14 protein-coding genes are annotated in these 19,275 nt (G+C 60.9%); 8 read left to right on the forward strand and 6 right to left on the reverse strand.

Translation table 11 applies throughout. From position 1 onward, the window contains the following. The 5 genes from lpxB (at position 1) to BM046_RS16080 (ending at position 6,757) form a co-directional block, all read left to right on the forward strand. On the forward strand, positions 1–1,167 hold the full coding sequence (gene lpxB / locus BM046_RS01440) for a lipid-A-disaccharide synthase (protein ID WP_235818540.1): 1,167 nt from the start codon (positions 1–3) through the stop codon (positions 1,165–1,167). Beyond that, the gene (rnhB, locus tag BM046_RS01445; protein ID WP_090536244.1) at positions 1,164–1,835 is read left to right on the forward strand and encodes a ribonuclease HII; all 672 of its coding nucleotides are present in this window, start codon (positions 1,164–1,166) and stop codon (positions 1,833–1,835) included. Before lpxB ends, rnhB begins: the two co-directional genes overlap by 4 nt. 160 nt (positions 1,836–1,995) lie before the next feature. After that, positions 1,996–4,026, forward strand: a complete 2,031-nt coding sequence (tssI, locus tag BM046_RS01450) for a type VI secretion system Vgr family protein (protein WP_090536246.1) — start codon at positions 1,996–1,998, stop codon at positions 4,024–4,026. Then, complete coding sequence (locus BM046_RS01455) at positions 3,993–5,702, forward strand: hypothetical protein (protein WP_143084128.1); 1,710 nt, start codon at positions 3,993–3,995, stop codon at positions 5,700–5,702. Before tssI ends, BM046_RS01455 begins: the two co-directional genes overlap by 34 nt. Beyond that, positions 5,699–6,757, forward strand: coding sequence for a hypothetical protein (locus BM046_RS16080; protein ID WP_143084129.1), 1,059 nt, complete (start codon positions 5,699–5,701; stop codon positions 6,755–6,757). The genes BM046_RS01455 and BM046_RS16080 overlap by 4 nt, the downstream gene beginning before the upstream one ends. 155 nt (positions 6,758–6,912) lie before the next feature. On the opposite strand, the gene BM046_RS01465 is transcribed toward BM046_RS16080, so the two are convergent. The 6 genes from BM046_RS01465 to BM046_RS01490 all read right to left on the reverse strand — a co-directional run bounded on the left by BM046_RS01465 (position 6,913) and on the right by BM046_RS01490 (position 17,320). After that, a complete protein-coding gene (locus BM046_RS01465) occupies positions 6,913–8,478 on the reverse strand; it encodes a methyl-accepting chemotaxis protein (RefSeq protein WP_090536251.1) in 1,566 nt (521 codons plus the stop codon). A gap of 146 nt (positions 8,479–8,624) precedes the next feature. Next, positions 8,625–9,941 carry a DUF1329 domain-containing protein gene (locus tag BM046_RS01470; protein ID WP_090536253.1) on the reverse strand — a complete coding sequence of 439 codons (1,317 nt, stop codon included), beginning with the start codon at positions 9,939–9,941 and terminating at the stop codon, positions 8,625–8,627. Between the two features lie 14 nt (positions 9,942–9,955). Continuing rightward, the gene (locus BM046_RS01475) at positions 9,956–11,845 is read right to left on the reverse strand and encodes a DUF1302 family protein (protein WP_090536255.1); all 1,890 of its coding nucleotides are present in this window, start codon (positions 11,843–11,845) and stop codon (positions 9,956–9,958) included. Positions 11,846–11,890: 45 nt separating this feature from the next. After that, positions 11,891–14,338 (reverse strand): efflux RND transporter permease subunit, encoded by a 2,448-nt coding sequence (locus BM046_RS01480; protein ID WP_090536257.1) that lies wholly within the window; start codon positions 14,336–14,338, stop codon positions 11,891–11,893. 10 nt (positions 14,339–14,348) lie between these two features. Next, complete coding sequence (locus BM046_RS01485; RefSeq protein WP_090536259.1) at positions 14,349–15,347, reverse strand: WD40/YVTN/BNR-like repeat-containing protein; 999 nt, start codon at positions 15,345–15,347, stop codon at positions 14,349–14,351. A 260-nt stretch (positions 15,348–15,607) separates the two neighbouring features. Further along, positions 15,608–17,320 carry a sigma-54-dependent Fis family transcriptional regulator gene (locus tag BM046_RS01490; RefSeq protein WP_090536261.1) on the reverse strand — a complete coding sequence of 571 codons (1,713 nt, stop codon included), beginning with the start codon at positions 17,318–17,320 and terminating at the stop codon, positions 15,608–15,610. Between the two features lie 383 nt (positions 17,321–17,703). Between BM046_RS01490 and BM046_RS01495 the strand changes: the two genes are divergently transcribed. From BM046_RS01495 to BM046_RS01505, 3 genes are read left to right on the forward strand one after another with little or no spacing between them, the layout of a single operon-like run. After that, on the forward strand, positions 17,704–17,955 hold the full coding sequence (locus BM046_RS01495) for a phenol hydroxylase subunit (RefSeq protein ID WP_090536263.1): 252 nt from the start codon (positions 17,704–17,706) through the stop codon (positions 17,953–17,955). 47 nt (positions 17,956–18,002) lie between these two features. Beyond that, positions 18,003–19,004 carry an aromatic/alkene monooxygenase hydroxylase subunit beta gene (locus BM046_RS01500; protein WP_090536264.1) on the forward strand — a complete coding sequence of 334 codons (1,002 nt, stop codon included), beginning with the start codon at positions 18,003–18,005 and terminating at the stop codon, positions 19,002–19,004. Then, on the forward strand, positions 19,001–19,273 hold the full coding sequence (locus BM046_RS01505) for an MmoB/DmpM family protein (protein ID WP_080049206.1): 273 nt from the start codon (positions 19,001–19,003) through the stop codon (positions 19,271–19,273). Before BM046_RS01500 ends, BM046_RS01505 begins: the two co-directional genes overlap by 4 nt. Positions 19,274–19,275: the final 2 nt, after the last annotated feature.

Consider the following 19,275-nt stretch of genomic DNA (forward strand, 5'->3'; position numbering starts at 1 on the left):
GTGGCCTCCACCAAGCCCCTGTGCATTGCCCTGGTCGCCGGAGAAGCCTCCGGTGACACCCTGGGCGCCGGGGTAATCCGCGCTCTCAAGCAGCATTTTCCCGACGCCGAGTTCATCGGTATCGGCGGCCCGCGCATGCAGGCCGAGGGCCTGGTCAGTCAGGTGCCCATGGAGCGTCTGGCGGTCATGGGTCTGGTCGAGGTGCTGGGCCGGCTGCGCGAGCTGCTGCGCATCCGCCGGGATCTGGTGGAGTTTCTGAAGCAGCGCCGGCCGGATGTGTTCATCGGTATCGACGCTCCCGATTTCACCCTGGGCGTCGAGCAGCGTCTGCGCGATGTCGGCATTCCTACGGTGCACTATGTCAGCCCCTCGGTCTGGGCCTGGCGCGAGAAGCGCGTGTTGGGCATCCGCCGGTCCACCGATCTGATGCTGACCCTGTTTCCCTTCGAGGAAGAGGTGTACCGCCGGCATGGTGTCGCGGTGCGCTGCGTGGGCCATACTCTGGCGGATGAGATTCCCATGGAGCCCGACCGGGAGGCGGCCCGCCGCCAGCTGGGTCTGAGCCCGGCAGATCAGGTAATTGCCCTGATGCCCGGCAGCCGCAACGGCGAGCTGCGCAAGCTCGGGCTGCTGTTCCTGCAGACTGCGGCCTGGTGTCTGGAGCGCAATCCGCAGCTGCGTTTCATCCTGCCCTGCGCCAACTCCGAACGCCGCCAGCAGATGGAGAGCATACTGGCCGACAGCGGCCTGCAACTGCCATTGACCCTGCTCGATGGCCAGAGCCATGCGGCACTGGCGGCCTGTGATGCAGTACTGATCGCCTCCGGCACGGCGACCCTGGAGGCCATGCTGTTCAAGCGCCCCATGGTGGTAGCCTATCGTATGGCCGGGCTGACCTTCCGTATTCTCAAGCGGCTGGTCAGGGTAGGGCATGTGGCGCTGCCGAACCTGCTCGCCGGGCAGGAGGTGGCGCCGGAATTCCTGCAGGATGCCGCCACCCCCGAGGCCATGGGGCAGGCGTTGCTCGACCGGCTCGGGCCGACCGCGGAACGGGAGCAGACCGAGGCGCGCTTCCGCGAGCTGCATCAGTTGCTTCGGCGCGACGCGGATCAGGCCGCGGCCGACGCCATCATCCAGTTGCTGCGTGACAAGGGACGACTGGCATGACACAGATCATGATCGACTGGTCCCTGCCCGAGGGGCAGGAACTGGTAGCCGGTGTGGACGAGGTCGGCCGCGGCCCGCTGTGCGGGGCGGTGATCACCGCGGCGGTGATCCTCGATCCGGCCCGCCCCATCGAGGGGCTGAATGATTCCAAGAAGCTGACTGCCGTGCAGCGCGAGGCGCTGTTCCCGGTCATCCAGGAACGCGCGCTGGCCTGGGCCATCGGCCGGGCCGAGGTGCATGAGATCGATCAGCTGAACATCCTCCACGCCACCATGCTGGCCATGCAGCGGGCGGTGGCCGGTCTGGCACTGCAGCCGGATCGGGTGCTGGTGGACGGCAATCGCTGCCCGGTGCTGCCGATGCCCAGCGAGCCGGTGATCCAGGGCGATGGCCTGGTGCCGGCAATTTCCGCCGCTTCCATCCTGGCCAAGGTCACCCGTGACCGGGAGATGCAGGAGCTGGAGCTGATCTATCCGGGGTACGGCATCGGCAAGCACAAGGGCTATCCGACACGCGAACACCTCGAGGCGCTGCGAACCCTGGGTGCCACGCCCATCCATCGGCGCTCCTTCACACCGGTGCGTCGTGCTCTGGATACGCACGCCGAAGAGCAGAGCGCCTCTGCGCAGGCACTGATTTCTGATTCTCTGAAAGCCAATCCCGTGTAATCCACGGCTGAGCGGGCGTTTCGCGTGTCAGGCGGGGCAGAGCAGTCTACTTGGTCCATTTATGCCGACTCGCTCACAGCGAGCGGTGACGCGATAGGGAATAATGCCCGGGCCGTAGTTCGCTGTAACGGCAACACCGTTACTGAACAAGGACCTGCGGATGTTCTCCCCCGCCAATGAAGCCCACTTCACCCTGGACCTGCCCGGCCTCGAGCACGACTTCCGGGTGCTGTCCTTCCGCGCTCAAGAAGCCATCAGCCAGTGCTACCGCATCGAACTGCAGCTGGTCAGTGGCCAGCCGGACCTGGATCTGGAGGCCCTGCTGCAGCGCAATGCCTGGCTGGGTATTCAGCATGGCGAAGGCGAGGGCACCGGCCTGCACGGCCTGATTCACCACGCCGCCATCGGCGAGGCCGGCAAGCGCCTGACCCGCTACCGCCTGGAACTGGTACCCCACCTGCACTACCTGGGCCTGCGCCACAACCAGCGCATCTTCCAGCACCTGACGGTGCCCCAGATCATCAGCCGGGTGCTGGCCGACCACGGTATCCAGAGCGATGCCTACAGCTTCCAACTCGGTGTTGACTATCCCGAGCGCGACTACTGCACCCAGTACGACGAGACCGACCTGCACTTCATCCAGCGCCTGTGCGAGGAAGAGGGCATCCACTACCACTTCCGCCACAGCCCGGACGGCCATCACCTGGTGTTCGGCGACGACCAGACGGTGTTCCCGCGCCTGGCGCCCACCGGCTTTGATCAGGGCAACGGCATGGTCGCCGATGAGCCGGTGATCAAGCGCTTCGGCGTCCGCCTGGAAACCCGCACCAGCCGTGTCACCCGCCGCGACTACGACCACCAGAAGGCCCGCCTGCTGCTGGAAAGCCAGGCCCGCGGAGAACAGCTGCCCGACCTGGAAGACTACGACTACCCCGGCCGCTTCACCGACCGCAGCCGCGGCAAGCACCTGGCCCAGCGCAGCCTCGAACGCCACCGCAGCGACTACCGCCAGGCTGCCGGCCACAGCGACCAACCGACTCTGCGCAGCGGCCACTTCCTCGAACTCCAGGGCCACCCGAGAGACAGCTGGAACGACCTCTGGCTGATCACCGCCATCCACCACGAAGGCAAACAACCCCAGGTTCTGGAGGAGTCCATAACCAGCGCAGAGTCGGCGGGCACCGATTATTCTCCCCCTCCCGCGAAGGGGGAGGGGGAAACAGCCTTCACCCAAGGCTACCGCAACCACTTCCAGGCCACCCCCTGGGACACCCCGCACCGCCCAGCCCTGCGCCACCCCAAACCCCGGGTGCTGGGCCAGCAGACCGCGGTGGTCACCGGCCCCGCCGGCGAAGAAATCCACTGCGACGACCAGGGCCGCATCAAGGTCCAGTTCCACTGGGACCGCGAAGGCCAGGCCGACGCCCACACCAGCTGCTGGCTGCGGGTGGCCAGCAGCTGGGCCGGCAACCACTGGGGCAGCGTCACCATCCCGCGCATCGGCATGGAAGTACTGGTCAGTTTTCTGGAAGGCGACCCGGACCAGCCGCTGGTCTCCGGCTGTCTGTACAACAGTGCTCATCCGGTGCCCTACGAGCTGCCGGCACACAAGACCCGCAGCCTGTTCAAGAGCCTGAGCAGCCCCGGCGGCAACGGCTTCAACGAACTGCGCATCGAGGACAAGGCCGGCGAGGAGCAGATCTTCATCCACGCCCAGCGCGACTGGGATCAGAACATCCAGCACGACCAGCGCATCCGCGTCGGCAACGAACGCCACGAACGCATCGAAGCCAACCGCTACACCGAGAACCTGGCCGAAGAGCACCACCGCACCCACGCCGACCGCAGAACAGAAATCAAGGCGGATGACCACCTGACCGTCGCCAACAACCAGCATGTAAAGCTTGGGCAGGGGCAGTTCATCGAGGCAGGGCAGGAGATTCACCTGTCCAGCGGCATGAAAGTGGTGCTGGAAGCCGGCGCGGAAATCACCTTCAAGGTCGGTGGCAGCTTCGTCAAGCTCGACCCCGGTGGCGTCACCATGGTTGGCCCGAGCGTGAAGATGAATTCCGGTGGCAGCGCAGGCCAGGGCTCAGGAGCCAGGCACGCCCCGCACGCCTACGCCTGCATGGTATGGGGCTTGAGCAACTGCGGGGCATGCTGCGTGAAAGCTTCGGTGACGCAGTATTGATCCGCAAGGGCGCCGCCAATGCCGGTACTTACTATGTGTTCGGTCTGGACGACCTGCCCGCTGATCAACAGCGGCCGGTACGCATGTATGGAGAATATCTCGACAGTCAGGACAACTTGCTGGCATCAAGCAACCAGCGAGTTGCCAATCGTGCAGGCCTTCCCCGGGTAAGTGGCGACTACCTGGTATTGGCATTGCCCCACACTCATAAAACTGCTCAGAGCATAAAAGAGCTCAACCAGGCCGTAATCAACGCAATGCTGGCTGAGCGAAGCAGCGCCGCAGCACAGGATAACTTCAGAAGAGCCTCCTCGGCAGCAAGGGGTGCAACGAGAGAAGCTATCCGAGCCCGCATGGACGAAATCCTCCAGGAGGCTCGCGTACGTACCGCGAGTGCTGATGCTGCTACCGCACGGCAGAACGCACACCAGGCGAGAAGTGGTCTGCAGGATGCCGCCAAGCACCTGAAAAGCCAACAGGATAACCCGCTTTTTCGGGCGCTCAACGGGAAGATGTTTCCGGCTGGGGTGATGATGTTGGAGTTGTATAACTTGAAGCTCGAGATCGGCGTCAGCCAAGTTACAACACAGGAAAAAGGGAAGGGCAGAACGCGACTTGGGACGACTGGAGCGGTTCTTGACCTGCTCGTCGCCATGGAAGCATTGACATACAAGATGGCTGGTAGCAATTCGATACTGGCTGCATCCCGCAAGCCCCTGATTGAGATACCCAAAGGATTTGCTGTCAAGCTGATGGGAGAAACTTTAGGGCGCCGGGTCGTAAGAATAGTCACCGCCCGCCTGATCGGCGTGGCTTCAGCTAGCCTGGTAATGGTCGGCATCTGCCTGTATGACGCCTGGCATGCGTGGCGTTGGAACGACGACGCCATGTGGGGGTACCTGCTGATGGCCAGCGGTGCGGCTGTCGGCGTGGTCGGGGGGTTCTTTGTCAGCGGTAGCGCGCTGCTTGGTCCTTTCGGATGGGTGGCATTACTGCTTATCGGTACCGGCGCCGGCGTGGTTTACTGGCTCAGCAATACACCGCTGGAGGACTGGCTTGGCAACGGTCCTTTCGGCGACAACACCAGGCATCCCCATTTGCTGGACCCGGATGAAGCTTTTTATCGCCTGATCGGTTTGTTCGCCGGCCCTACCATCAAGGTCGAAACCAACCCCCTTTACAACCCTGACGCAAAGTTGTTGATGCACGACCCGGTTCCCTATGCGGTAAGAAAAGCCAATACGGTGATACGGATTGAAACTCATCTGCCAGGTTTGCTGGGGAGTCAGGAGGGGGCCAGCATCCGTGCGGAATGTCGGCTTCACAGCACGGAAACCGTCTATCAGCGAGGCAATCCGCCCATGACTGAGCCTGTATTGGCAACCGACCTGCGGAAGACCACTCGGACAGTTATTCCCGCTGCTCAGATTGCCTGGCCGGGGTCTCTTCTGCTTTATGTAAGCACCCCTGCTTCGCGTCGCTGGAATGGCAAATATTCCGATACCAGCCTGCATCATGAGTGGTACCTGCGGGTTCAGGCGCGAGTTGAGTTGCCCGAGGATACCTGGGTATTCCCCGCGCCCGCACCGAAAATACCATTGCGCAATGCTGCCAGTCAGGCCTTCTCGGCCCAGCCGGACGTGTTTTATCCCATCACTGCCGCTCAGGACCTATGAATACCGTTACTTACGCCCCCACAGCCTACCGCCCGGACCGTATCCCGGCGCAACTCCCTTCCAGCGAGCGATCCTGGCTCAAAAAAATGGGCAGGGTCCGCCTGCCTTGGGGCAATACGCAGGAGCTGGCACCGGCCAAATTCTTCTATCAAGACACTCCAGCTGATTTGCGATTTGGCGAAGAGGTGAGGCGGGAAGACGCCGAAAAGAAGGCTAATGGCACCTATAAGCCCAGAATCACGGAAACGGAAGACTTTCACTATATACATGATCATCAGCGACACCGTTTTGCTCAACTCTCTGTTGGGGGGAGGTTCTGGACGAATTTATATATCTTCGGGAAGGGGATAACTCTATTTGTGATTCCGGTATATATCCTAGTTTGTATTATGCTCGCGTTTGACTCGGAGATAGGTTTTTTAGCCGAGATGATTGATAGCATTGTAAGTGGTGCATATATATTCTCACCCCTATATCTAAGTTGGATGTTGGGGGCGTTGGTCGTTAACAAACTCCCCAAACTCTGGATCCGCCCCTCCCGTGGCCCGCTCTGGGAACTCAACCGCCAGACTGGCATGGTCACCGTCTTTGATTACGACAATAACGGCGAGTACAAGAAGAACGGCACCATAGGTGAACTCACCGCACCCTTTCATGAGTTCGATGCTTACGTCATCAGCAGCCCGGATCGGCAAGGGTTGCCACTGAATGTGCTCAACCTCTCACACCGCTATCGGGATATCCGCATCAACTTTGCTCCCCTTGTGCACCAGAGTGACGATGTCAACGAACATTTTGCGCTGTGGGACTATATCCAGAACTACATGGATGTCAGCCGCCCACTCCCCGATGTTCCCTATCTGGAGCAATACCGGCAACTCGACCCCACCACCGCCGAACACGACCGGCGTACCGGGCGCAATCCGCGTTACTGGGTGGACATGGACGACGAGACCTTCAAGACCAGACTCAATGAAATCCATGCCGCCATACGCAACATCGACACGCTGCGCCGGCCCAACCTGATGGCGAAGCACTGTGAATATGTGGACTGATACGAGCAAGCCAGCGTGGATGGCAGCAATGGAGGCTGCAGAGGGTCTCCCTAAATGTATCACCTGCCGGTCCGGGTTGGGGCAATACCCTGATGTGCCCAGGGTATTACCGAATGTGCCTCTATCACTTTAGCCGATGGGGGCCGGGGTGAATGTCAGGCCTGCTGCAGGTGCGCAATCAACCCCTGTTGGCGCTCGACCTGCTGGCCAACGGCTGCACCGGCCTGCAGGGTGTCGAGCAGGTGCTGGTGGGTTGTACTGGCGAGCTGGTGAATATGCTGCAGGCGCTGGCTGATCTCACTGGCGGTCTGGCTTTGCTGGTCGCTGGCGGCCGCGATCTGCTGGTTGCGGTCATCACCCTGTTCGATGCCGGCGCAGATGCTGCCCAGCGCCTCGTGGCAGGCGTTCACATGTTCGACGCTTTGCAGCGAATGGCTCTGCCCGCGGTGCATGGCGGTGACCACCGCTTCAGCGCCCTGTTGCAGGGTGCTGATCATCTGCTGGATTTCGTCGGTTGAGGCCTGGGTGCGCTGGGCCAGGGTTCTGACTTCATCGGCGACCACGGCGAAGCCGCGACCATTCTCACCAGCGCGGGCGGCTTCAATCGCGGCGTTGAGCGCCAGCAGGTTGGTCTGCTCGGCAATCGCCCGGATCACTTCGAGAATGCGCCCGATCGACTGGCTGTGTTGGTTAAGACTGTCGACTGCGTCAGTGGCCTGCTCCAGCTCACTGGCCAGGGCCTGAATGCTGGCCCGGGCATCTTCGGCGCGCTGGCGGCCAAGTTGCCCGGCCGTGCGGTTGGCGCTGCCCAGCCGCGCCGCGTCGCGGGTATTGGCCGCAACCTCGCGGATGGTGGCGCTGAACTGTTCGACGGCGGCGGCAATCGCCGCCAGGCTGTCCTGTTGTTGCTGGCTGCCATGGTGGCTGCTGGAGAGCAACTGATTGGCAGTCTGGACGTGCCCGGTGATCTGCTGATTGCTGTCGCCAAAGCGGGTGATCATGACCGCCAGTCGGGTTTCGAGCAGGCGCAGTGACAATTGTATCTGTCCAATGGCATCGGCCCGCCCAGTGTAGATCAACTGTTTGATCGGATGGGCAAGCAGTTTTCGGCAATGGCCGGTCAACTGTTCCAGGGCCCGGTTATGCCAGCTCAACAGCAGACCGGCGGCTGCCAGGCTGGTGAAAATACAGAGCCAGCCGATCAGGTCGCCCCGTTGCAGCGCCAGCAGCACCAGCGGCATGAAGCCCAGGCTTGCCAACAGCAGTTGCCAGTGCGCCGGTCGCAGCCAGGCCCAGCGTAGCTCCGGCGGCTGGTGGCCGTGGCCGCGAATACGATAGATCCGCTGGGCACGGGCGATGGTGATGGGGTCAGGCAGATGGTAGATGGCCTGATACTCGAGAATCTGGCCGTTGCTATCGGTGATCGGGCTGATATAGGCATCAACCCAGAATTCACTGCCGTCAGCGCGGCGGTTCTTGAGCATGCCCATCCAGGACTGGCCCTTGCCCAGAGTCTCCCACAGGTCCTTGATCGGACCCTTGGGCATTTCGGGATGACGCAGCCGGGCAATCGGCTGACCGATCAGCTCGGCCGGCGTCAGTCCGGCAGCAGCATAAAACGGATCGCTGGCTTGCAATACCCGGCCGGCAGTATCGGTAACGACCAGCAACTGGGCCGGTGGGTGGTCGACGGTTTTTGGCAGCGATTGATGGCGGCTCATCCTTACCCTCTCGTGTTGTTGTTATTCAGTCAGTGTGCGGTCGTGCCCGATGTGCCGGGTAGTGTGCTGGCGCAATGACTGACTCAGGAGCGCAGTTTTGGAAAACGGGGCCCGCATTGCGCGGGCCCAAGGAGCAGCAAAGGGGGTTAGTTGCCGGTGGCGCGCATGTGCTGCACGCTGAACATCTCCGGCGTGCTCAGGCTGGGGTCGACCTGGCCCTTGAACTGGCCGGTGGTGCAGTGCATGGCCTGAACATCGATCATGCTGAAGCTGTCATCGATCGATACCCCGCTGCCCTTGTTCTTGGGCAGGTGGTGGTCGGGGTGGGCCTGGCCGATGGTGAAGGTCTTCCACAGGCTGCCACGCCGGTCATAAGACACGGTACGCGGGATGGTGAAGGTCTGCGCATCCATGTAGTGGGTGCGCTTGGCCAGCGGGTGGCTGCTGTCGACCGGTTCGGCGTCGACCTCGTAGACCTTGCGCAACTGCCAGGTGATGTTGGGGAAACAGCCACCCTGGCCACCGAAGGCCACGACCTGATAGCCGTCGCTGTCACTGTGGGTTTCGCTGTCCAGTTGCAGGTCGTTGTGGTTATAGAACGGCATCAGCATGTACCGGGTGCCCTTGTAGGTCCAGTTCATGTCCGAGATGCGCCCGTTGTAGCCTTCGAAATCTTCGATCATCAGGTCCGAACCGAGGAACGCGTCGGTCACCTGACCGGTGGCCAGGCGCCGCACCCGGCGCTGAAAGCCCAGGTACAGCCAGGAGTTGTCACGCTTGAGATCATCCATGGCGCGGTGAATCAGCAACTGGGTGTTGCGCACATCATGGGGCTCGAGCACCTGTACGTAGATGCCACGGAACAGCTCCGATGGGTTGGGGGTAATCGCAGGTTTGGGCTCCTGATTAACCCGCCCCGTGAAGTTGAGGAAGTGGAAGTTGAACTTGATGGTCCGCTCGACACGGCCACTGTTCATGTCCCGGTACTTCCAGTAGAAGGGCATGATCGCGGCGCTGTCGCCCCAGTTGTAGCCGTACTTGTAGTTCCAGGCCAGCTTTTCACCTGCGCGTGGATCGTTGGCATCCGGCTCTTCGGGAAACGGCCGTCCGGCCTGCCAGCCGTTGATTTCGCCGGGCTTGGTGCCAAGGCTGACCTGACCCAGGCTGGCGCGGGTGGCTTCGACGTAGTTAGGATGCAGGTCGAAGGAAGTGGTCTGGCCGACGCTCAGTTCGACCCAGCCCTGCTCGATGAAGCTCAAAAAGGCCGGGTCGATGATGTCCTTGAACTGCGCGACATTGCCCTGGTTGATGGTCATACCGGCCGATAGGCCAGGATGGCTGGGTTGGCTGTCGCGATAGGGATAAAAGCTGTTGTCGACCACGTCGGCCAGTGTTTGAGCGCTACCGATGGCAGCAGCCAGACCCAGAGCCAGGGTACAGCGAGTGAGTGTCTTGTTGTTCATATCCAGTCCTCGTTTTAGAAGCTGTAGCGCAGTGTCAATTGCAGTTCGTCTTGGCCCTTGGCCATGCCCAGCGGGCCAGCGCGGAAGCGACCCAGCGGCTCATAACCGCCCAGACCAAGGCTGTGGCCCTCCGGATGGCCGGGGAAGGCGGCGGTGAAGGGGTCCCAGGGGTTGCAGGTGCGGCAATCGTCGAACTTGTTGGCACCGCTGCCGACCTTGAGGTTGGCACCGCCGATCAGTCGCAGGTTGTCGCTGATCAGCCACTCGATGCTGGGCGCTACGGTGGTGGCGCCGGCACGGAAGTCGTGGGCGGCGAGCAACTGCGGGCTCAGGCGATCACGCACCCACCAGCCCTTGACCAGCAGGGTGCCGATCCAGTTGGCCTTCCAGTCGGGGATGCCGACCCGGCCCAGTTCGCGCTTCTCGCTCTCGTACTGATGGATATGCTGACCAAAGACCTGCCCGGAGAACAGAAATGCCCGGCGGCTGTTCAGGGCCGGGATGAAGATGTTCTTGTCGGCGCCGATCACATAGCGGGTCACACTGTTTTCCGAGTACAGCCGGCTCTTCATGGTGTTGGCAAATTCCTCACCTTCGGTGTGTGCGACTTCAACCCGGAACACGGTATCCAGCCCTTGCGAGTAGTAGTCGAGTGAGCCGCCGAGCAGGTTGACCCGCGGGAAGTGGATATCGAAGGCGATCAGGCTAGGCCAGATCCCGGTTTCCCCAGTAAAGCCGTTCTGCGCCGGGATACCGCCACGCAGGGATGGCAGCTGGCTGCGGTAGGTCAGGGCATTGAGCGAGAAGCCGATATCCCCATAGACCCCTTCGAGCTTGAGACCGAACTGGGTGTTGGACAGGCTCCAGGCCGGCATGTGGGCCTTGCGGATGCCAATCTGGCCAGGCCCGAAGTCGGTGGCTATATCCCCGCCGGCAAAGTTGGCCACGGTGCCGCCGTACTCCCACAGGGTGTTCATGCCGCGGAAGAAACAGCCGGCGTCGAGGATCACGTTGGGGGAGCCGCACTGGCCGATGTCATGCGGACGAAAGCGATCGAAGTTCCACACGAACGATAGATTGAGGTCGTCGAAGACGTCGCCGGCGCCCATGCGGTAGTCGGATTTGAGAATCCACATTGGGATGCGGATGTCTTCCAGCTCGTCGTAGATATTGTTGCGTGAGAAGTCCACCGGGTTGATCACATCCAGTACCCGGAACAGGTCGGTCCGGCCCCAGACCACCTGCTGCTTGCCCAGCCGGGTACTGAGAATGTGGCCGTTATCGAAGCCATAGTCGAAGTCGACATACAGCTCACGGATGAAGTCCAGCCGGTCGTTGAACTCGGAAAAGCGCAGGTCGTTGCTGTCCTTGTCCAGATAACCGTTGATACAGCCGCGCTTATCCTTGTCGCAGGGCCGCACCGGGACCCCGAAGGCGGCTCCGCCGGAGGTGTTGTGCAGGTTTTCGCCGAGTACGATCATGCCGCGATTGGGGTGGTTGGCGACGTCGAAACTGTTGGGCAGTTTCAGGCCGCTACCGTGCGGCACGCTGGTGCTGCCGCCAAGGCCGCTGGTGTTCTCCAGGCTGACTGCGCCACCGGCCTTTCGTCCGTATTCGCTGCTATTGAGGTCGTAGACTCCGTCGTAGCTACCGCGTAATACCCCGTACCAGGACACGTTGCTGAACGGGCCGCGCTCGCCGAGTTTGCGCTCGGCAGTGAGCTGCAGGGTGTTGCGGAATTTCGATAGGCCGACATGGTCGCGGACATAGGTGGCGTTCTCGTAGAAACCGGTAATCTTGGTTTCCTCGCTGGCGATAGCACCGGCCAGCGGAGTCAGCGCCAGCCCGACGCCGCCGAGCAGGGCGACACTCCAGTGTCTGAGGCTTTTTCTTGTTGTTTGCATTGGCAGTTCCTCTTGAGGGCTGAAAAAGGAGTGGCGGACGGGGTGTCAGCCAGCTCCCGGGATTGGATCGCCCTGGGTGTGGGCGGGTAGGGCAGAGTTGAGCGCGGTATCGCGGTCGGCATGCAGGATGCCGTCCTCGTCGGCGTAAACATTGGTGATGAAGCGAGGGCGGAACACCAGAACCCAGGACGGCACCAGCAGCATGGCGGCCAGGCCGTTGATGACGATCATCACGCACAGCAGCAACGCTGCGTCGGACTGGAAGCGCAGGTCGGAGAGGATCACCCACATGATGATCCCGGCCATCAGGGTCACGGCAGTGAAGCTGATGGCCGTGCCGGTGGTGGCGATGGCGTGGCGTACCGCTTCGAGCAGGCGGCCGCCCTTGGCCATTTCTTCGCGAATGCGGTCCATCATGTAGATCGAATAATCGATACCCACACCAATGCCGACCGCGATCACCGGTACCGTATTGATGTCGATATTGAGTCCGGCCAGACCCATGTAGGCATAGGTCAGAGTGGTGGCGAACAGCATCGCCAGCAGCATCATCAGTCCGGCATGCCAGGAGGTGTAGAACAGCATGACGAAGGCGAAGATCAGCAGGAACACCAGCGGCAATACGATCAGGTTGGTTTCGAACGCCGACTCGTTCATCGCCGCCGCGACCCCCAGGGTGCCGCCGGCCAGACGAATGCTCAGACCCTCAACCTTGCCCTCGTTCTCGGCGATCCATTCGCGGGCCATGTGGATGGCGCGGCGGATGGTCTCGCCCTGGCGGTCCTTGTAGTAGAAAACAAGGTTGGCGACGCGGTCGTCGGTGTCGTTGAACTCGTCGAGCGCACCAGGGATCGGGCTGGAGGCCATGTAGGTGAACATCAGCCCGCCGACGTAATCCGCTTCGTGGGGAATCTGGAACCAGCGCGGATCATCGTTGTGCATCAGCCGGTTGACCTGTTTGATCAGATCCGGCAAACCCTTGCTGCCGCCCACTCCGGGGTCGGCCAGCATGTGCGCCTGCAGATCCTGCAGGGCGCGCAGTACCTCGGGCTTTTTCAGCCCGCCGATCTCGGCGTGTTCGGCGATGATGTACAGCTCTTCGGAACCGGGGAACCGCTCGTTGACCTCCTTGGATGACAGGTTGTAGTCATGCTCGGGATAGAGAATCGGTGAGCCCGGCTCGGAATCGCCGATACGCACCTGTGAGGCCGAGAACAGGCCAACCAAGATCGCCAGGGCGGCGATGCTCAGGGTGATGTGCGCGGCGCTCGGGCGGCTGATGGTATTGGCGCAGACGACCCCAATGTGGCGCAGGAAGGTTTCCTTGAGTTGCGGGTTTTTCGGAGCTGGCAGGATCGACAGCAGCAGTGGCACACCGATCAGCACGGTGAGAATCACGGTGGTAGCCCACAGGGAAGCGTAGATGCCGAGCTTGGTATTCAGGGCAATTGAGCCGATGGCGATCAGCGACAAACCGACAGCGTCGGAGATCACGCCGAGCGAACCAGGCCGGAACAGGCTTTCAAAAGTGGCCCGCGCCGCCTGCGGGCTATCGCCGCATTCGCGCACTTCGGCATAGTATCGTTCGACCAGTTGCACCCCGTGACTCATGGCCCGGGCGGCGATCAGAAATGGAATCACCAGCCCCAGCGGGTCGAGATTGAAGCCCAGCAGGCTGATGATCCCCAGACCCCAGATGGTCGAGATCAGTACTCCGCCGAGCGGAATCAGTACGCCGTAGCCCTTGCGGAAGTGGAAGACCAGCAGGGCGAGCATGATCAGCACGGTGAAGATGAAGATCTGCAGGATCTGATCCATGTAGGTATAGGTCCAGCCGACCAGCACTGGTTGGCCGGTGGCATACACGGTTATGCCATCGCGGGTTTCCGCCTCACGCAGCGCCTGCAGTTGGGCAAATATCTGCTCGTAATCGAGCTGGCCTTCGATCAACTGGGCCTTGACCAGTGCCATCCGAAAGTCCGAGGAAACCAGTGGCCCATAGATTTGCGGGTTGGCGGCTACGTCGGCGCGCATCTGCTCCAGTTGCTCGGCGCTGTAGGGTGCGCGCTCGGCTTCAAAGTAGGGCTCGGAGTTGATTGAGCCGACTTCGGTCAGCCAGATCTTGCGCGAATTGCGGTGGGTAATGCTGGAAACCAGGTTGTGGTTGACCCCTGGCAGACTGTCGACCGCATGGGTGATGCGGTCGATGGTCGCCAGATTGGCGTTGCTGAAGATATCGCCCTCGTCGAAGGCGATGCCGACCACCAGCACGTTGGCCCCGCCGAAGCTGTCCTTGATGCTGTTGTGCAGCTCAATGTAGGGATGCTGCTGGGGCAGCAGATCGGCGAAGTCGGTATAGATCTTCAGTCCCGGAATCCTTAGGGCGAATATCAGGGTCAGCAGGGCGATGGCGACCAAGACCTTGCGTGGATTGTTGAATATCCACGCTTCGAGGCTATGCATGGCATGGGTGAAACGGTGCAATCCAGACATGTCGATACCCTCAGTCAGTACTGGCCGCCAAGGCCTTTGGAAGTTCAAGGTTCAGCAGCAGGCCACGACCACCGGCGACCAGCAGTTGCTGATTCGGCAGTAGTTGGCCAGCGCGCAGATATAGCGGCTGTTCGGGGGTTGGCAGCGACTGCCAGCGGCTACCGTTGAGACTCAGCACCGTGGTGTTGTCGCCAACCGCATACAGGCCATGCTCGCCACTGATAAAGCCGAAGATCGAGACCTCTGTGCTGGTCGGCTGGCGCCGCCAGCTGTCGCCGCCATCGCGGGTATGCCAGATGAAACCGTTGAGGCCACCGACCCAGCCCTCATCAAGACTGCGGAAGTGGCTGGTGTGCGGGTAGAACTCATCGGGCAGGCTACCGGCCGGGTCCCAGCTCTGGCCGCCGTCGCGGCTGGTGAACACCAGCCCGTACTCCCCGGTGACTACTGCCTGGTCGGCGTCGATAAACTGCAGGGTGGTGAGAATGGCGTCTTCATCCAGGCTGGTCTCGTCCCAGCTCTGGCCCTGATCATGGCTGCTTTGCAGGGTGCTGTAGCTGCCGGCGGCCCACCAACTGCCGTCCGGGGCGCAGGTAGCGGTCATCATCTGCTCGCTGCTGGGCAATGGGTGGGCGCTCCAGTCACTGGCATCGGGGCTGATGTGCCAGAGCTGGTTGTCGAAGGCCAGAGCGATGAAGCTCTGGTCAGGGCAGACATCCAGATCAATCAGGCCCATGTCGGTGGGTAGTTGCTGACGCTGCCAATGCTGGCCGAGGTCGGAGCTGATCAGCACCACCCCGTGGTTGCCGGCCAGCAGAGTGAGCTGGTCGTTGCTGGCCATGGACTGGTAGAAGTCGGTGCGCTGGATGGGTTGCAGCCTCTGTTGCTGGACTGCCTCAAGATCGAGTGGAGCTTCGCAGCCACCCAACCAGAGCAGCATGAGTCCCAGAGGTGCCAACCGCAGGGGCTGACGAACAGGGCGCACAAGGCGCAGAGGTAGATCGAACATGGTGAGTCACCGTCATGGTCTTGTTGTTGTGTGCAATGCGGCTGGAGAGACATAAAGCAACGCCTGTGCCAGAGACCGTTAAGTGTTTTCAGGTGATTGATTGGTAAAGATTTTTTACTGTGCCAGGGTGGCGATTGAAAAGGTTTTGGCCGATTGCGTGGATTTGATATTGATCAAATGATCAAGCGGCTCGGGGTGCTTGCTGATTTCATTAAAAGGGTGTGCCCGCCAGGAAGGGCTCCGGCGGGCAGTTATGGGTATCAGGCTTCGCTGTCTTCAAGAAGGATGCCGGTTTTCTTCAGTCGGTAGGCCAGGGCCGGACGGGTCAGGCCCAGCAGGCGGGCGGCCTGTGAAACGTTCTGGTTGGCCAGCTCCATGGCCCCACGCATCAGTTGCTCCTCGACCTGATCCAGGCTGATCTGCTGTTCGAGGATATGGCTGACCCAGTCCCCGCTGACCTGGCTATGGGCATGAACCAACTGGCCGCTGGCATTCAGGCGCTCCTCCGGGCAGTCACCCGAGTGTTCGGGAAACACGGCAAACAGTGCATCCAGGCTGATGGTTTCGTTGCTATCGGTCAGAATCACCCCGCGCTCAATGACGTTTTCCAGTTCGCGGATATTGCCGGGCCAGCGATAACGCAGGCACAGCTCCAGCGCCTTGTCGGACAGGCCCAGGGTGCGTTTGTTGTATTCGCGGTGGAACTTGCGCAGAAAGTGCTCGACCAGCAGCGGCAGATCTTCGATACGTTCGCGCAGCGGCGGAATCTTCACCGGGAATACGTTGAGCCGATAGAACAGGTCGGCGCGGAATTTTCCCGCTTCCACTGCGTCAGCCAGGCTTTCGTTGGTGGCGGCAATCACCCGCACATCGATCTTGCGGGTGCGCGAATCACCAACGCGCTCCAGTTCGCCTTCCTGCAACACGCGTAGCAGGGTGGCCTGGGCCCGGGGCGTCAATTCAGCTACTTCATCCAGAAAAATAGTGCCGCCATGGGCGCGCTCGAAGCGTCCGGCGCGAGTCTGGCTGGCGCCGGTGTAAGCGCCTTTCTCGACCCCGAACAGCTCGGCCTCGATCAGGTCCGGGGGAATCGCTGCGCAATTGATTGCGATGAATGGCTTCTCGGCGCGCTCACTGCGCAGGTGTACGCTGCGCGCGATTACTTCCTTGCCGACCCCGGTTTCGCCCAGTAGCAGTACCGAGACCTTGCTGTCAGCGGCCTTGTCGATCATCTTGCAGACCTTTTTGTAGGCCAGCGACTGGCCGATACCGTAGTACTGACCTTGCTGCTGCTCCAGACTGGTACGCAACGAGCTGAGTTGTGATTGCAGATCGTAGAGCTCTTCGATGATCGGGTCGGCACGAAAATACTGCTTGAATTCGGCAGCATCCTCCCACTCTTCGGCCGGCTTGCCGACGATCAGACATTTTTCATCGCCGCAGCCTTTGCAGCTCACTTCGCGAAAGATGATTTCCCGGCCCATGAATGAGGAGGTATAGGCGCAGGCATAGCCAAGCAGTGACCAGCACACCGGTTCGTCCATCATGCCCAGCTCGGTCTGACAGATTTCCACCTCGAACGAATCGATCCACTCCAGCTCGCCATAGAAGTGGCCGGACTGCTGATCGATGTCGATCTGGATCGGCCGGACCTTGACCATGCCCTTGAGCGAATGCAGTTGCGGGCCAGCGAGGAATATGTCGAGCTCGCTGCAGTCCGGGCGCAACTTGCGCGTCAGCTCGGCGTCCTTGAGCCCAGACTGGTAGCCCAGGCGCAGAAAGAAACCCTTGGCCCGTTCGATGCCCAGGCTGTTGACCAGCTCACGGCGGAAGTTGGCCAGGGCCGAGACCTGCATCAGCAGCATGCGCTGTTCTCCGAACCAGATCTTGCCATCTGCGCTCTGGAAACGGATCTGTTCGCTCAGATCCTGGAAATCCGAATACTGCAGCTGTGACTTATAGCTGATCGTCATGGCGTCGGGCCCCTATTGTTGTTGTGTGGGGTGGTGATCAGCCTGTCTTGGCTTGAGACAGTGATCACAAGGGTGCGTTTTCCATCATCGCCTTGATCGTGCTCAAAAATCAATCAAACGATCAATCGCGCAGAGGCTCATTAACCATGTTAGGTCGCGCCTGAGCATTTGCTCAGATGCTTTGGTGGATTTGATCAAATCATCAAAGTTCGGCTGTCGGCAATCATCCGCAATGACTGGAAGAACGTCGCCAGTAGCATGGCAGAAAATAATTTTCCCCTTTTATATCAGTGTGTTGGTCTTTGGTCTGGGCGTGTGATGGCAACTCTGGCACAGCCGTTGCTTTATCACTCGTAGACAACAACGACCGCAGGTTAACGACCATGAGCCAACCCCAGCAGAGCTTTGACGAGATGACCCGCTACATCCGGGTTCGTAGTGAACCGGGTGCCCGCTTTGTCGAATTCGACTTTGCCATCGGTCATCCCGATCTGTTTGTCGAGCTGGTACTGCCACAGGCGGCTTTCGAGCAGTTCTGCAAGCACAACCATGTGGTGCACATGGACGAGGAAATGGCCCGTCAGGTCGATGAAGAGATGGTCAAGTGGCGCTTCGGCGAGAAGGGCCATCTTTGACCCCGGTACTGCACACCCCTCTACAAAAACAAGATGGTACGGTTGCTATGAGCATTGAAATCAAAACCCATGCGGTGGAGCCGATCCGCCACACCTACAGCAATATTCAACGCCGCTTCGGCGACAAGCCAGCTTCACGTTATCAGGAGGCCAGCTACGACATCGAAGCGACCACCAATTTTCATTACCGGCCGTTGTGGGACCCCCAGCATGGTCTGAATGACCCCGGCCGCAGCGCCGTACGTATGGCCGACTGGCACGCGGTGACCGATCCGCGTCAGTTCTACTACGGCGTCTACGTGCAGAGCCGGGCCAAGATGCAGGAAGCCACCGAGTACAACTTCAGCTTCTGCGACAAGCGCGGACTGCTGACCCGCCTGCCTGATGCTGTGCAGGAAAACCTGCTGCGTCTGCTGGTGCCGCTGCGTCATGTCGAGTTGGGCGCCAACATGAACAACAGCAGCGTGGCCGGTGACTGCGTGGCCGGGACCATGACCCAGCTGCATATCTATCAGGCCATGGATCGCCTGGGCATGGGCCAGTACCTGTCGCGTATTGCCCTGCTGATCGATGGGGGTACCGGTGAGGCGCTGGATCGATCCAAAACCTACTGGCTGGAAGACGCCTTGTGGCAGCCGTTGCGCCGGCTGGTCGAGGACAGTCTGGTGATCAAGGACTGGTTCGAACTGACCCTGGTGCAGAACCTGATCATCGATGGTCATCTGTATCCGCTGATGTATCAGCACTTCGATCAGTGGCTGGCTGAACAGGGTGCCGAGGATGTGTCGATGCTCACCGAATTCATGCGCGACTGGTTCAGCGAGTCCAGTCGCTGGGTCGATGCCATGGTCAAGACCGTGCGCGCCGAGAGCGAGGCCAATGTCGAGCAGTTGCAGTCCTGGATCGAGGTCTGGCAGCCGCGGGTGGTCACCGCGTTGGCACCGCTGGCCGAGGCCAGTGTTGGTGCCCCGGCGCTGAGCGAGGTAGCCGCCCAGTTTGCGGCGCGCCTGAAGAAACTGGGTTTCGCTGCACAGGAGATCGCCGCATGAGCCAGCTCGCTTTCATAGTGTTTCAGGACAACGACAACGCCCGCTATCTGGTCGAGGCGATTGCCGAGGACAACCCCCACGCCGAAGTACAACACCACCCGGCCATGATTCGCATTCAGGCCGAGCAGCGCTTGGTGATAAACCGTCACACGGTTGAAGAAAAGATCGGCCGCGAGTGGGACGTGCAGGAAATGCTCCTGGATGTGATCAGTATCGGCGGCAACGTGGATGAGGATGACGATCACTTCATCCTCGAGTGGAAAAACTAGGA

Source organism: Halopseudomonas formosensis (assembly GCF_900115905.1).
GTDB lineage: Bacteria > Pseudomonadota > Gammaproteobacteria > Pseudomonadales > Pseudomonadaceae > Halopseudomonas > Halopseudomonas formosensis.